General features: G+C 57.3%; 13 protein-coding genes. All 13 read left to right on the top strand.

Annotation, left to right across the window (positions count from 1 at the left end; translation table 11 throughout):
* Positions 1-30: 30 nt before the first annotated feature.
* The 13 genes from gyrA (at position 31) to rfbA (ending at position 15,243) form a co-directional block, all read left to right on the top strand.
* Positions 31-2,694: a DNA gyrase subunit A gene (gyrA, locus tag ACA068_RS20860; RefSeq protein ID WP_219095353.1), complete on the top strand. Its 2,664-nt coding sequence runs from the start codon at positions 31-33 to the stop codon at positions 2,692-2,694.
* A 228-nt stretch (positions 2,695-2,922) separates the two neighbouring features.
* Complete coding sequence (gene serC / locus ACA068_RS20855) at positions 2,923-4,008, top strand: 3-phosphoserine/phosphohydroxythreonine transaminase (RefSeq protein WP_497304447.1); 1,086 nt, start codon at positions 2,923-2,925, stop codon at positions 4,006-4,008.
* Positions 4,008-5,102 carry a prephenate dehydratase gene (gene pheA / locus ACA068_RS20850; protein WP_162436108.1) on the top strand — a complete coding sequence of 365 codons (1,095 nt, stop codon included), beginning with the start codon at positions 4,008-4,010 and terminating at the stop codon, positions 5,100-5,102. The genes serC and pheA overlap by 1 nt, the downstream gene beginning before the upstream one ends.
* 10 nt (positions 5,103-5,112) lie before the next feature.
* Positions 5,113-6,225, top strand: a complete 1,113-nt coding sequence (hisC, locus tag ACA068_RS20845; protein ID WP_497304445.1) for a histidinol-phosphate transaminase — start codon at positions 5,113-5,115, stop codon at positions 6,223-6,225.
* A 28-nt stretch (positions 6,226-6,253) separates the two neighbouring features.
* Positions 6,254-8,461 carry a bifunctional prephenate dehydrogenase/3-phosphoshikimate 1-carboxyvinyltransferase gene (locus ACA068_RS20840; protein WP_497310640.1) on the top strand — a complete coding sequence of 736 codons (2,208 nt, stop codon included), beginning with the start codon at positions 6,254-6,256 and terminating at the stop codon, positions 8,459-8,461.
* A complete protein-coding gene (gene cmk / locus ACA068_RS20835; RefSeq protein ID WP_059406801.1) occupies positions 8,458-9,147 on the top strand; it encodes a (d)CMP kinase in 690 nt (229 codons plus the stop codon). Before ACA068_RS20840 ends, cmk begins: the two co-directional genes overlap by 4 nt.
* A gap of 120 nt (positions 9,148-9,267) precedes the next feature.
* On the top strand, positions 9,268-10,962 hold the full coding sequence (rpsA, locus tag ACA068_RS20830; RefSeq protein WP_497304443.1) for a 30S ribosomal protein S1: 1,695 nt from the start codon (positions 9,268-9,270) through the stop codon (positions 10,960-10,962).
* Positions 10,963-11,177: 215 nt separating this feature from the next.
* The gene (locus ACA068_RS20825) at positions 11,178-11,456 is read left to right on the top strand and encodes a hypothetical protein (protein WP_497304442.1); all 279 of its coding nucleotides are present in this window, start codon (positions 11,178-11,180) and stop codon (positions 11,454-11,456) included.
* Between the two features lie 141 nt (positions 11,457-11,597).
* Entirely contained in the window at positions 11,598-11,906 is a 309-nt protein-coding gene (gene ihfB, locus ACA068_RS20820) for an integration host factor subunit beta (RefSeq protein ID WP_054051920.1), read from the top strand.
* Positions 11,907-11,917: 11 nt separating this feature from the next.
* Positions 11,918-12,157, top strand: a complete 240-nt coding sequence (locus ACA068_RS20815) for a LapA family protein (protein WP_497304441.1) — start codon at positions 11,918-11,920, stop codon at positions 12,155-12,157.
* 229 nt (positions 12,158-12,386) lie between these two features.
* Positions 12,387-13,466 carry a dTDP-glucose 4,6-dehydratase gene (gene rfbB, locus ACA068_RS20810; RefSeq protein WP_497304439.1) on the top strand — a complete coding sequence of 360 codons (1,080 nt, stop codon included), beginning with the start codon at positions 12,387-12,389 and terminating at the stop codon, positions 13,464-13,466.
* On the top strand, positions 13,463-14,356 hold the full coding sequence (gene rfbD / locus ACA068_RS20805; protein ID WP_497304437.1) for a dTDP-4-dehydrorhamnose reductase: 894 nt from the start codon (positions 13,463-13,465) through the stop codon (positions 14,354-14,356). Before rfbB ends, rfbD begins: the two co-directional genes overlap by 4 nt.
* A complete protein-coding gene (rfbA, locus tag ACA068_RS20800; RefSeq protein WP_497304436.1) occupies positions 14,353-15,243 on the top strand; it encodes a glucose-1-phosphate thymidylyltransferase RfbA in 891 nt (296 codons plus the stop codon). The genes rfbD and rfbA overlap by 4 nt, the downstream gene beginning before the upstream one ends.
* Positions 15,244-15,266 lie beyond the last annotated feature (23 nt).

Below are 15,266 nucleotides of genomic sequence, written 5' to 3'. Positions count from 1 at the left end.
GTTTCACCAGAAAAAGGAATCGAGCTTCTCATGGGCGAACTGGCCAAAGAAATCCTCCCGGTCAATATCGAAGACGAGCTGAAGCAGTCCTACCTCGACTACGCGATGAGCGTAATCGTCGGGCGGGCCCTGCCGGATGCGCGCGATGGCTTGAAGCCCGTGCACCGGCGTGTGCTGTTCGCGATGAGCGAGCTGGGCAACGACTTCAACAAGCCGTACAAGAAATCTGCCCGTGTTGTCGGTGACGTGATCGGTAAGTATCACCCGCACGGTGATACCGCGGTGTACGACACCATCGTCCGCATGGCGCAGCCATTCTCGCTGCGTTACCTGCTGGTAGACGGTCAGGGCAACTTCGGTTCGGTGGACGGCGACAACGCCGCCGCCATGCGATACACCGAAGTGCGCATGACCAAGCTGGCGCACGAGCTGCTGGCTGACCTGCATAAAGAAACCGTGGACTGGGTGCCGAACTACGACGGCACCGAAATGATCCCGGCGGTCATGCCAACCCGTATTCCCAACCTGCTGGTCAACGGTTCCAGCGGTATCGCCGTCGGCATGGCGACCAACATCCCGCCGCACAACCTCGGTGAAGTCATCGATGGTTGCCTGGCACTCATCGACAACCCTGAGTTGACCATCGATGAGCTGATGCAATACATCCCCGGTCCGGACTTCCCGACTGCGGCGATCATCAACGGTCGCGCCGGCATCATCGAAGCCTACCGCACCGGTCGCGGACGCATTTACATGCGCGCCCGCTCGATGATCGAAGACATCGACAAGGTCGGTGGCCGTCAGCAGATCGTCATCACCGAACTGCCTTACCAATTGAACAAGGCCCGTCTGATCGAGAAGATCGCCGAGCTGGTAAAAGAGAAGAAACTCGAAGGCATCACCGAACTGCGCGACGAGTCCGACAAGGACGGTATGCGCGTTGTGATCGAGCTGCGTCGTGGCGAAGTGCCTGAGGTGATCCTCAACAACCTCTACGCCCAGACCCAGCTGCAAGCGGTCTTCGGTATCAACATCGTCGCGCTGATCGACGGCCGTCCACGCATCCTGAACCTCAAGGACCTGCTGGAAGCCTTCGTTCGTCACCGTCGCGAAGTCGTTACCCGCCGTACCGTGTTCGAACTGCGTAAAGCCCGCGAACGTGGTCACATTCTGGAAGGTCAAGCGGTTGCCCTTTCGAACATCGACCCGGTCATCGCCCTGATCAAGGCTTCGCCGACCCCATCGGAAGCCAAGGAAGCGCTGATCAAGACGGCGTGGGAATCTTCCGCCGTGGTCGCGATGGTTGAGCGTGCCGGTGCTGACTCTTGCCGTCCAGAAACCTTGGACCCGCAATACGGTCTGCGCGAAGGCAAGTACTTCCTGTCGCCGGAACAGGCACAAGCCATTCTGGAACTGCGTCTGCACCGTCTGACCGGTCTGGAGCACGAAAAGCTGTTGGCCGAGTATCAAGAGATCCTCAACCAGATCGGCGAGCTGATCCGTATCCTCAGCAGCGCCACGCGCCTGATGGAAGTGATCCGCGAAGAGCTGGAAGTGATCCGCGCCGAATACGGCGACGTGCGCCGCACCGAGATTCTCGATGCCCGCCTCGACCTGACCCTGGGAGACATGATCCCGGAAGAAGAGCGCGTCGTGACCATCTCCCACGGTGGCTACGCCAAGACCCAGCCATTGGCTGCGTACCAGGCCCAGCGTCGTGGCGGTAAAGGCAAATCGGCTACTGGCGTCAAGGACGAGGACTACATTGCTCACCTGCTGGTCGCCAACAGCCACACCACGCTGCTGCTGTTCTCCAGCAAAGGCAAAGTGTACTGGCTGAAAACCTACGAAATTCCGGAAGCGTCCCGCGCTGCCCGTGGTCGTCCGCTGGTTAACCTGCTGCCGCTGGACAGTGATGAATACATCACCACCATGCTGCCGGTCGACGAGTACACCGAAGGTCACTTTATCTTCATGGCCACTGCCAAAGGCACCGTGAAGAAGACCCCGCTGGAATCCTTCAGCCGTCAACGCAGCGTCGGCCTGATCGCGCTGGAGCTGGACGAAGGCGACGTACTGATTTCAGCTTCCATTACAGATGGCAGCCGCGAGGTCATGCTGTTCTCCGACGGCGGCAAGGTGACTCGCTTCAAGGAAACCGACGTTCGCGCCATGGGCCGTACCGCTCGCGGTGTCCGCGGCATGCGTCTGCCGGAAGGCCAGAAGCTGATTTCCATGTTGATCCCGGAAGAAGGCAGCCAGATCCTCACCGCTTCGGCCCGTGGTTTCGGCAAGCGCACGGCGATCACCGAGTTCCCTGAGTACAAGCGTGGCGGTCAGGGCGTTATCGCCATGGTCAGCAACGACCGTAACGGCCGTCTGGTCGGTGCAGTCCAGGTACTCGACGGCGAGGAAATCATGTTGATTTCCGATCAGGGCACTTTGGTTCGTACTCGTGTCGACGAAGTCTCCAGTCTGGGTCGTAACACCCAGGGCGTGACCCTCATCAAACTCGCCAGCGATGAAACGCTGGTAGGTCTGGAGCGGGTTCAGGAGCCTTCGGAAGTCGAAGGCGAAGAGCTCGAAGGCGAAGAGGGTGAAGAAGGGGTAGTGTTCGACGGTGAAGTCGTGATCGACGACGTTGTCGAAGACCAGCAACTCGACGCCGCAGCCGACGAAGAGCCGCAGGAATAAGCGGACAAACAGGGGGCGGATGAAAATTCGCCCCCTTGTTGTTTGTCCCATTTGAAATATCGACACCCACGAAGATCCCTTGTGGGAGCGGGCTTGCTCGCGAAGACGGACTGACATTCAGCACAGATGTCGCCTGTTACATCGCTTTCGCGAGCAAGCCCGCTCCCACATTGGATCTGTGTCGACTGATATGTTTGTACGATCCACCAAATCAGAGCGAGATTGGATGTGAGCAAGAGAGCCTATAACTTCTGTGCCGGTCCTGCGGCACTTCCCGAAGCTGTCCTGCAGCGCGCCCAGGGTGAACTCCTTGATTGGCACGGCAAGGGCCTGTCGGTCATGGAAATGAGCCATCGCAGTGATGAGTTCGTGTCCATCGCCACCAAGGCCGAGCAGGATCTGCGTGATCTGCTGAATATCCCCTCGAACTATAAAGTGCTGTTTCTGCAAGGTGGCGCCAGCCAGCAATTTGCTCAGATTCCTCTGAACCTGTTGCCGGAAAGCGGCACCGCCGACTATATCGATACCGGTATCTGGTCGCAGAAAGCCATCGAAGAGGCCTCCCGATACGGCCACGTCAACGTTGCCGCTACCGCCAAGCCCTACGACTATTTCGCAATTCCCGGTCAGAACGAATGGAGCCTGTCGAAAGATGCGGCCTACGTTCACTACGCACCGAACGAAACCATCGGCGGTCTGGAATTCAATTGGGTCCCGGAAACCGGTGACGTTCCGCTGGTTGCCGACATGTCCTCGGACATCCTGTCGCGCCCAATCGATGTTTCGCGCTTCGGCATGATCTACGCCGGCGCACAGAAAAACATCGGCCCGAGCGGCATCGTGGTGAATATCATCCGCGAAGACCTGTTGGGGCATGCCCGTTCCCTGTGCCCGACCATGCTCAACTACAAGGTCGCGGCCGATAACGGCTCGATGTACAACACCCCGCCAACCCTCGCCTGGTACCTGTCCGGTCTGGTATTCGAGTGGCTGAAAGAGCAGGGTGGTGTTGAAGCCATCGGCAAGCTCAACGACGTGAAGCAGCGCACGCTGTACGACTTCATTGACGCCAGCGGTTTGTACAGCAACCCGATCAACAAGTCGGATCGCTCGTGGATGAACGTGCCGTTCCGCCTGGCTGACGATCGTCTCGACAAGCCATTCCTGGTCGGTGCCGACGAGCGTGGCCTGTTGAACCTCAAGGGTCACCGTTCCGTGGGCGGCATGCGTGCCTCCATCTATAACGCCGTCGACATCGTTGCGGTCAACGCACTGGTTTCTTACATGGCAGAGTTCGAGAAGGAGCACGGCTAATGTCTGAGCAAGAACTCAAGGCACTGCGCGTTCGCATTGATGCCCTGGACACCAAAGTCCTGGAGCTGATCAGTGAGCGCGCACGCTGCGCCCAGGAAGTTGCGCGAGTAAAGATGGCCTCGCTGGCCGAAGGCGAAGTGCCGGTGTTCTATCGTCCTGAGCGTGAGGCTCAGGTGCTCAAGCGCGTGATGGAGCGCAACCAGGGGCCGCTGGGCAACGAAGAGATGGCGCGTTTGTTCCGCGAAATCATGTCGTCGTGCCTGGCTCTCGAACAGCCGCTGAAAGTGGCGTACCTCGGCCCTGAAGGCACCTTCACCCAAGCCGCAGCCATGAAGCATTTTGGCCACGCGGTGATCAGCAAGCCGATGGCGGCGATCGACGAAGTGTTCCGTGAAGTGGCGGCCGGTGCGGTGAATTTTGGCGTGGTCCCGGTGGAAAACTCCACCGAAGGCGCGGTCAACCACACCCTCGACAGCTTCCTCGAACACGACATGGTCATCTGTGGCGAAGTAGAGCTGCGGATCCACCATCACCTGTTGGTGGGTGAAAACACCAAGACCGACAGCATCAGCCGCATCTATTCCCACGCCCAGTCGCTGGCCCAGTGCCGCAAGTGGCTGGACGCGCACTACCCGAATGTCGAGCGCGTGGCGGTGTCGAGTAATGCCGAAGCGGCCAAGCGGGTCAAGGGTGAGTGGAACTCGGCGGCGATTGCCGGCGACATGGCCGCCAGCTTGTACGGGCTGACCCGTCTGGCCGAGAAAATCGAGGATCGCCCGGACAACTCCACGCGCTTCCTGATGATCGGCAGCCAGGAAGTACCGCCGACCGGCGACGACAAGACGTCGATCATCGTCTCCATGAGCAACAAGCCCGGTGCGCTTCATGAGTTGCTGGTGCCGTTCCACGACAACGGTATCGACCTGACGCGAATCGAGACCCGTCCGTCGCGCAGCGGTAAATGGACCTACGTGTTCTTCATCGACTTCGTCGGCCACCACCGTGATCCGTTGATCAAAGGCGTATTGGAAAAGATCAGTCAGGAAGCAGTAGCACTCAAAGTGCTGGGTTCCTACCCGAAAGCAGTTCTCTAAGGGGTAGCAAATGAGTGGCAACTTCCTCGCTCTGGCACAGCCGGGCGTGCAACAACTTTCGCCTTACGTTCCGGGAAAACCCGTGGACGAACTGGCGCGCGAGCTGAACATCGATCCAGCGAAGATCATCAAGCTGGCCAGCAATGAAAACCCGTTGGGCGCCAGTCCAAAGGCGCTGGCGGCCATTCGCGACGAACTGGCCGAGCTGACCCGCTATCCGGACGGCAACGGTTTTGCGCTCAAGACCCTGCTGGCCGAGCAGTGCCGCGTAGAGCTGAATCAGGTGACGCTGGGCAACGGTTCCAACGACATTCTGGAGCTGGTGGCGCGCGCTTACCTGGCGCCCGGCCTGAATGCGGTGTTCAGTGAGCATGCGTTTGCGGTCTATCCGATCGCCACTCAAGCCGTCGGCGCTACGGCCAAAGTGATCCCGGCCAAAGACTGGGGTCATGATCTGCCGGCCATGCTGGCTGCGATTGATGCAGATACTCGTGTGGTGTTCATCGCCAACCCGAACAACCCGACCGGAACCTGGTTCGGTGCCGAGGCGCTGGACGAGTTCCTGCAGGACGTGCCGGAGCACGTTCTGGTGGTGTTGGACGAGGCCTACATTGAATACGCCGAGGGCAGCGACTTGCCGGATGGTCTGGATTTCCTGGCGGCGTACCCGAATCTGCTGGTCTCGCGCACGTTCTCCAAGGCCTATGGTCTGGCGGCGCTGCGGGTCGGTTATGGCTTGTCCACCGCGGTGGTCGCCGATGTGCTGAACCGTGTGCGTCAGCCGTTCAACGTCAACAGCCTGGCCTTGGCCGCTGCGTGCGCTGCGCTGCAAGACACCGACTACCTGGCTGAAAGCCGTCGCCTGAACGAAGCCGGCATGCAGCAACTGGAAGCGGGTTTCCGTGAGCTGGGGCTAAGCTGGATTCCATCCAGGGGCAACTTCATCTGCGTCGATATGGGGCAGGTGGCGGCGCCGATCTTCCAGGGATTGCTGCGCGAAGGCGTGATCGTGCGTCCGGTGGCCAACTACGGCATGCCGAACCACCTGCGCATCACCATCGGTTTGCCGGCTGAAAACAGCCGCTTCCTCGAGGCGCTGACCAAGGTTCTGGCTCGTGGTTGATGTCACTGCACTGCAATCTGCTGCCCCTATGATCGGTCGCCTGGTTGTGGTCGGCCTTGGGTTGATCGGCGGTTCGTTTGCCAAGGGGTTGCGTGAAAGTGGCCTGTGCCGCGAAGTGGTCGGGGTCGATCTCGACCCGCAGTCGCGCAAGCTCGCGGTTGAATTGGGCGTGGTGGATCGCTGCGAAGAAGACCTGGCAGTTGCTTGTCAGGGCGCGGATGTGATCCAGCTCGCCGTGCCGATCCTCGCCATGGAAAAAATGCTTGGCCGATTGGCCGGCATGGACCTGGGGCAGGCGATTCTGACCGACGTTGGCAGCGCCAAAGGCAATGTGGTGCGTGCCGCGACCGAAGCGTTTGGCGGCATGCCGTCGCGTTTTGTGCCGGGCCATCCGATTGCCGGTTCCGAGCAGAGCGGGGTGGAAGCCTCCAATGCCGAGCTGTTCCGTCGCCATAAAGTGATTTTGACGCCACTGGATCAAACCGATCCGGCTGCGCTGGCAGTGGTCGACCGTTTGTGGCGCGAATTGGGCGCCGATGTCGAGTACATGCAGGTCGAACGTCATGACGAGGTGTTGGCGGCGACCAGTCATCTACCGCACTTGTTGGCGTTCGGCCTGGTCGATTCGTTGGCCAAGCGCAATGAAAACCTTGAGATCTTCCGTTACGCTGCGGGCGGTTTCCGCGATTTCACAAGAATCGCGGGTAGCGACCCGGTTATGTGGCACGACATCTTCCTCGCCAACCGCGAAGCTGTCCTGCGCACACTTGATACATTTCGCAGCGACCTCGACGCCTTGCGCGACGCGGTCGATGCAGGGGATGGGCACCAATTGTTGGGCGTATTCACTCGCGCCCGGGTTGCCCGCGAACATTTCAGTAAAATCCTGGCCCGCCGGGCTTATGTGGACGCTATGAACTCCAACGACCTGATTTTCCTGGCACAACCTGGTGGCCGCCTGACTGGGCGGATTCGAGTACCAGGCGATAAATCGATTTCCCACCGTTCGATCATGCTCGGCTCCCTGGCCGAAGGCGTCACCGAAGTCGAAGGCTTCCTTGAGGGCGAAGACGCCCTGGCGACCTTGCAAGCCTTCCGCGACATGGGCGTGGTGATCGAAGGTCCGCACCACGGTCGCGTGACCATTCACGGCGTCGGCCTGCATGGCCTGAAACCTGCGCCGGGCCCGATCTACCTGGGTAACTCCGGCACTTCGATGCGTCTGCTGTCCGGCCTGCTGGCTGCGCAGAACTTCGATAGCACGCTGACGGGCGATGCTTCGCTGTCCAAGCGTCCGATGAATCGCGTGGCCAATCCGCTGCGTGAAATGGGCGCCGTGATCGAGACCGCCGCTGAAGGTCGTCCACCGATGACTATTCGTGGCGGCAACAAGCTCAAGGGCCTGACTTACACCATGCCGATGGCCAGTGCTCAGGTTAAATCCTGTCTGCTGCTGGCCGGCCTGTATGCCGAAGGCAAGACCACCGTTACCGAGCCGGCTCCGACTCGCGATCACACCGAGCGCATGCTGCGGGGCTTCGGCTACCCGGTTACCGTCAATGGGGCTACCGCGTCGGTCGAATCCGGCCACAAGCTGACCGCTACCCATATCGAAGTACCAGGCGATATCTCTTCGTCGGCGTTCTTCCTGGTGGCGGCATCGATCGCGGAAGGTTCGGAGCTGGTGCTTGAGCACGTTGGCATCAACCCGACCCGTACCGGCGTGATCGACATCCTGCGTCTGATGGGCGCTGACATCACCCTGGAAAACCAGCGTGAAGTCGGCGGCGAACCGGTGGCTGACCTGCGCGTAAAGGCAGCTAAACTCAAGGGTATCGAGATTCCCGAAGCGCTGGTTCCGCTGGCCATCGACGAATTCCCGGTGCTGTTCGTGGCCGCGGCCTGTGCCGAAGGGCGCACCATCCTGCGTGGCGCCGAAGAGCTGCGAGTCAAGGAGTCGGACCGTATCCAGGTCATGGCTGATGGCTTGCTGGCGCTGGGCGTCAAATGCGAACCGACCCCGGACGGCATTATCATCGACGGCGGCCAAATCGGCGGCGGCGAAGTGCACGGTCACGGCGATCACCGGATTGCCATGGCCTTCAGCGTGGCTTCGCTGCGCGCCACCGCACCGATCCGCATCCATGACTGTGCCAACGTCGCAACCTCGTTCCCGAACTTCCTGGCGCTGTGCGCGCAGGTCGGCATCCGTGTTGCACAAGAGGCTCAGTCGTGATTATCAAGCCACCGGTCATCACCATCGACGGGCCTAGCGGCTCGGGTAAGGGCACTATTGCCGGGATCCTGGCCAAGCGCCTGGGCTGGTGCCTGCTGGATTCCGGTGCGCTGTACCGTTTGCTGGCATTCGCTGCGCGCAATCATGGCGTCGACCTGACCAATGAAGAGTCGCTGAAGCTGCTGGCCGCTCATCTGGACGTGCAGTTCGTCGGCGCGACCGAAGGTCATCCGCAGCGAATCATCCTTGAAGGTGACGATGTCACTGATGATTTGCGCAACGAACAGGTGGGTGCCTGGGCTTCCCAAGTGGCGGCCTTGCCGGCCGTCCGCGACGCTCTGCTTCAGCGTCAACGGGCGTTTCAGGAGCCTCCAGGGTTGGTCGCCGATGGCCGCGACATGGGCACGGTGGTTTTCCCTGACGCGCCGCTGAAGATATTCCTCACTGCCAGTGCCGAGGAGCGTGCTCGCCGTCGATACTTGCAGTTGAAGGGCAAAGTCGATGGTGTTAGTCTGTCGAGTCTGCTAGATGAGATACGTGCACGCGATGAGCGTGACACCCAGCGAGCGGTAGCCCCGCTCAAACCGGCGGCTGACGCCATACAGCTGGATTCCACGGAATTATCCATCGATCAGGTGCTGGAACGCATCATGAGCGAGATCGCCATTCGCGATATCGCCGGGTGACCAAGAAGCTGCGCAGGGGACCAGTCATAGTCTTGCGGTGCTTCTTCTAATGAACATAACCCACGTCGTCTGGGACGTGGAGATGGGCGTATCCTTCGCCCTTATTCAACAGGAATTAAAATGAGCGAAAGCTTTGCGGAACTCTTTGAAGAAAGCCTAAAAACCCTGAACCTTCAGGCAGGCTCCATCATCACCGCTGTTATCGTTGATATCGATTACCAAGCTCGCTGGGTAACCGTTCACGCTGGCCTGAAGTCTGAAGCACTCATCCCGCTTGAGCAGTTCTACAACGATGCTGGCGAACTGACTATCAACGTCGGTGACGAAGTTCACGTTGCTCTGGACTCGGTTGAAGACGGCTTTGGTGAAACCAAGCTGTCCCGTGAAAAAGCCAAGCGCGCTGAATGCTGGATTGTTCTGGAAGCAGCCTTCGCAGCCGAAGAAGTGGTCAAGGGCGTTATCAACGGTAAGGTTAAAGGCGGCTTCACTGTCGACGTTAACGGCATCCGTGCGTTCCTGCCAGGTTCTCTGGTTGACGTTCGTCCAGTGCGCGACACCACGCACCTGGAAGGCAAAGAGCTGGAATTCAAGGTCATCAAACTCGACCAGAAACGCAACAACGTTGTCGTTTCCCGTCGTAGCGTGCTTGAAGCCGAGAACTCCGCTGAGCGTGAAGCTCTGCTGGAATCCCTGCAGGAAGGCCAACAAGTCAAAGGTATCGTCAAGAACCTCACCGATTACGGCGCATTCGTCGATCTGGGTGGCGTCGATGGCCTGCTGCACATTACCGACATGGCTTGGAAGCGTATTAAGCATCCTTCCGAAATCGTCAACGTTGGCGACGAGATCGATGTCAAGGTTCTGAAGTACGATCGCGAACGCAATCGTGTTTCCCTGGGCCTCAAGCAACTGGGCGAAGATCCATGGGTTGCTATCAAAGCCCGTTACCCAGAAAGCACTCGCGTTACCGCTCGTGTAACCAACCTGACCGACTACGGCTGCTTCGCTGAGCTGGAAGAAGGCGTTGAAGGCCTGGTACACGTTTCCGAAATGGACTGGACCAACAAAAACATCCACCCTTCGAAAGTCGTACAAGTCGGCGACGAAGTGGAAGTTATGGTTCTGGACATCGACGAAGAGCGTCGTCGTATCTCCCTCGGCATCAAGCAGTGCAAATCTAACCCATGGGAAGATTTCTCTGGCCAGTTCAACAAGGGCGATAAAATCTCCGGCACCATCAAGTCGATCACCGATTTCGGTATCTTCATTGGTCTGGACGGCGGCATCGACGGTCTGGTTCACCTGTCCGACATCTCCTGGAACGAAGTGGGCGAAGAAGCCGTTCGCCGCTTCAAGAAGGGCGACGAGCTGGACACCGTTATCCTGTCGGTTGACCCAGAGCGCGAGCGCATCTCCCTGGGTATCAAGCAACTGGAAAGCGATCCGTTCTCCGAGTACGTCCAAGAGAACGACAAAGGCGCAATCGTTAAAGGCATCGTGAAAGAAGTTGACGCTAAAGGCGCCATCATCACTCTGGCCGACGATATCGAAGCGACTCTGAAAGCCTCCGAAATCAGCCGTGACCGCGTTGAAGACGCGCGTAACGTTCTGAAAGAAGGCCAGGAAGTAGAAGCCAAGATCATCAGCGTTGACCGCAAGAGCCGCGTAATCCAGCTCTCCATCAAGTCGAAAGACGATGCTGAAGAGAAAGAAGCAATCCAAAGCCTGCGCGACAAGCCAGCTTCGGATGAAAAAGCTCCTGGTCCTACCACTCTGGGCGACCTGTTGCGTGCACAAATGGAAAAACAGAACTGAGTTCTGTCAGACCATAGAAAAAGGGCGACTTCGGTCGCCCTTTTTTGTGCCTGCGATTTGGTGAGCCTGGTGATGATTCGTGCTGATCCGGCAGCCCTTGCAACCAATGGCCCTGCTGCGTTGTCTCTTTCTTTAATCGGATCAATCGCTTATTTGCAGCTAGTCTTAACTCAAGCGAACGAAGGCTGGGCAGGGCTCCTGCCATAAGGAAGTGAATGAACAAGCTCATTGTCGCAGTGGCGGTGTTGACGCTGGCGGGTTGTGGTACGAATGCCAGGACCCATGCCGTGCGTGGTGTCAGTGGCGTAGAGATAGATTGTTCAGGATTGGGTTCAGGATGGGAGAAGTGTCGCAAGCGCGCGGACAAAGAGTGCAAGGCGGCCGGCTACAAGGTTGTAGCAAGGTCCGACGATGCAAAGGATGAGGATGAATTCCCTTTTGGCTTTAATCCTGCGGGGTATCTGACGCGCACCATGCTGGTGATTTGCCGCTGAGGCAGATCGGGTCTTAGCTCGTCGTAATTGGGCGATCATTGCTGCTAGAGATATGTGAAAACTCGGGCTGTTCAAATTCCTCCGGGCATGCTAAAACCTTTGAAGCGCTTTTCCTAGCTGCTTGAAAAAGAAGGGAAAAATATGACGAAGTCGGAGTTGATCGAACGAATTGTCACCCATCAAGGGCTGCTCTCATCCAAGGATGTGGAGCTGGCCATCAAGACCATGCTTGAGCAGATGTCACAGTGTCTGGCTACCGGAGATCGCATCGAGATCCGTGGTTTTGGCAGCTTCTCTCTGCACTATCGTGCGCCCCGCGTTGGTCGCAATCCGAAGACGGGTCAGTCGGTTAGTCTTGATGGCAAGTTTGTGCCGCATTTCAAGCCGGGCAAGGAGTTGCGAGATCGGGTCAACGAGGAAGAGGAGGAAGGCTTTGACCTCCATAACTAAAGGGACGACGCATGCGTAACCTTAGACGTGTGCTCCTCGGTATACTTGTCCTGTTGCTTATTCTGGCCGTACTGGTTTTTGTGCTTGAAAATCAACAATCGGTTTCACTGCTGTTCCTGGGCTGGTCAGGTCCACAATTACCAGTGTCGCTGGTGATGGTTCTTGCGCTGCTGTTCGGCATGCTGATTGGGCCGATTATAGGGTGGGTTTTAGGGCGGGCATCCAGATCTTCCCGCAAGCGTCTTCTCTGATCACGAAAAGAGTAAACATCACGAATTTTGCTTCACAGCTTGTCTATATCCATTAGTAAAAGCGTCATTAAGCTGTAAAATGCTGCGCTTGTCCGATAATGGCACGTTCCTGCGTCGGTTCAGACTGGTTTTGTCAGAAGCCTCAGCTTAGATGTGGCTTTTTGCATTCATGGATTAGACAGCGCTCGGTTTGGCAGCCCTGTCAGTAACTCAAAGGGTGTGGTTTCGCGTGAAAATTCTAGTAACCGGCGGCGCCGGGTTCATCGGCTCGGCAGTCATCCGTCATATCATCTCCAACACTGCCGACTCCGTCGTTAACGTCGATAAGCTGACTTACGCCGGTAACCTTGAGTCATTGGCCGAAGTTAGCCAGAGCTCACGCTATGTATTTGAGCGCGTTGATATTTGCGACCGTGATCAGATCGACCGCGTCCTGCGTGAACACCAACCGGATGCCATCATGCACCTGGCCGCAGAGTCCCACGTAGACCGCTCGATTTCCGGCCCATCTGAATTTATCCAGACGAACATCATCGGCACTTACACCCTGTTGGAAGCAGCACGCCACTATTGGGCTGCTCTGGAGGATGGGCGCAAAGCCAATTTCCGCTTCCACCATATTTCGACTGATGAAGTCTATGGGGATCTCGAAGGTCCGGAAGACCTCTTCACCGAAACCACCCCCTATCAGCCAAGCTCACCGTACTCGGCGAGCAAGGCCAGCTCCGATCATCTGGTTCGCGCCTGGAGCCGTACCTACGGCTTGCCGACCTTGGTGACCAACTGCTCAAACAACTACGGACCGTGCCACTTCCCCGAGAAGCTGATCCCGCTGATAATCCTCAATGCCCTGGAAGGCAAGCCGCTGCCCGTTTACGGTAAAGGTAACCAGGTTCGCGATTGGCTTTATGTTGAAGACCACGCCCGTGCTTTGTACAAAGTTGTGACCGAGGGGGTTATCGGCGAGACATACAACATCGGTGGCCATAACGAAAAGCAAAACATTGAAGTTGTGCACACACTTTGTGCACTGCTCGACGAATTGCGCCCGGACTCTGCCCATCGTCCGCACGCCAGCCTGATCACCTATGTCCAGGATCGCCCGGGCCACGACCAGCGTTACGCAATCGATGCCAGCAAAATTCAACGCGATCTGGGCTGGACGCCTGAAGAAACATTTGAAACCGGTATTCGCAAGACTGTCGAGTGGTATCTCCACAACACTGAATGGGTAGCCCATGTGAAAAGCGGTAGTTACCAGCAGTGGATCGACCAGAATTACGCGGATCGTTCTTCGAGCAAGGCATGAAGATCCTGCTTCTGGGAAAAAATGGCCAGGTAGGCTGGGAGTTGCAACGCTCTTTGGCACCGCTGGGCGATTTGATTGCGCTGGATCGTCATAGCGTTGGTGGTTTGTGCGGGGATTTATCTGACCCCGATGCACTTCGCGCAACGATTCACCAGGTCAAACCTGACATTATCGTCAATGCTGCGGCTTATACGGCTGTCGATAAGGCAGAGTCCGAGACCGAGCTGGCGGACCGTGTGAACAGTCTGGCCAGTCAAGTCTTGGCCGAAGAAGCCACTGTCCTGGACGCGTGGTTGATCCATTATTCGACCGACTACGTGTTCAACGGCCAGGGTTCGCTGCCTTGGCAAGAGTCAGATTCGGTCGCGCCAGTGAATCACTATGGCGCCAGCAAGCTGTCCGGTGAGCAGGCGATCATTGCGTCCAGATGTAAGCATTTGATATTTCGTACCAGTTGGGTCTATGGCGCTCGTGGCAACAACTTTGCCAAGACAATGCTGCGATTGGCTGCGGATCGCGAAACACTGAACGTCATTGATGATCAGGTTGGAGCACCGACGGGTGCGGATCTGATTGCCGACGTGACAGCTTTGGCGATCCAGCAAATCATGCAGCGTCATGAACTGGGCGGCTTGTATCATCTGGCGGCTGGTGGCGAAGTTTCGTGGCATGGCTATGCCAGTCATGTCATTGACTTTGCCAGGGCCAATGGCGAAACGTTGGCCGTTACCGCGATCAATCCCATTGCTACGACCGCTTATCCAACACCTGCACGTCGACCTCTGAATTCACGCTTGAATACTCAGAAGTTGCGTGACAATTTTTCTCTACACTTGCCGGATTGGCAAAGTGGTGTAACTCGAATGCTTATGGAAGTCCTGAATAAATGACCACGACAAATCGTAAAGGTATCATCCTCGCCGGCGGCTCGGGCACTCGTTTGCACCCGTTGACTCTCGGCGTGTCCAAACAGATGCTGCCCATCTACGATAAGCCGATGATCTTCTATCCGCTGTCAGTACTGATGCTGGCAGGGATGCGCGAAATCCTGATCATTTCCACACCTGAAGACTTGCCTTGTTTTCGCAAGCTGTTGGGTGATGGCAGCGTCTACGGGATCAAGTTGACCTACGCCGAGCAGCCAAGCCCTGACGGTCTGGCGCAAGCATTTATTATTGGTGAAGAGTTCATTGGCAAGGATCCGTGCTGCTTGATCCTGGGCGACAATATTTTCTACGGTCAGCACTTCTCGGATAACTTACGATCCGCTAGCTCTCAGCAAGTGGGGGCTACTGTTTTCGGCTATCACGTTTCTGATCCTGAGCGGTTCGGTGTGGTCGAGTTCGATGCAAGCGGTCGCGCGTTGAGTATTGAAGAGAAACCGTTGCAGCCAAAATCCAACTACGCGGTAACCGGCCTGTACTTTTACGACAATGATGTTGTCGAAATTGCCAAGGCTATCAAGCCGTCCGAGCGCGGTGAGCTGGAAATAACTGACGTAAACCGTGCTTACCTTGCGCGTAAAAGCCTGAATGTCGAAATGCTTGGTCGCGGTTTCGCCTGGCTGGACACCGGTACCCACGATTCGCTACTGGAAGCCAGTCACTTCGTTCATACCATTGAGCAACGTCAGGGGCTTAAAGTGGCTTGTCTTGAAGAGATTGCCTTTACCAGTGGCTGGATCGACAGGGCACAACTGGCAGATCAAGCCGATCGCCTTAAGAAGACGGGGTATGGCCAGTATTTAGCTAAATTGCTGAGTAATGGCATCGAGTGATTTCGAAGTGTCTGTGCTACAGA

The organism is Pseudomonas sp. LBUM1660 (assembly GCF_059695935.1).
This window is presented reverse-complemented; position numbering and strand designations above follow the sequence as displayed.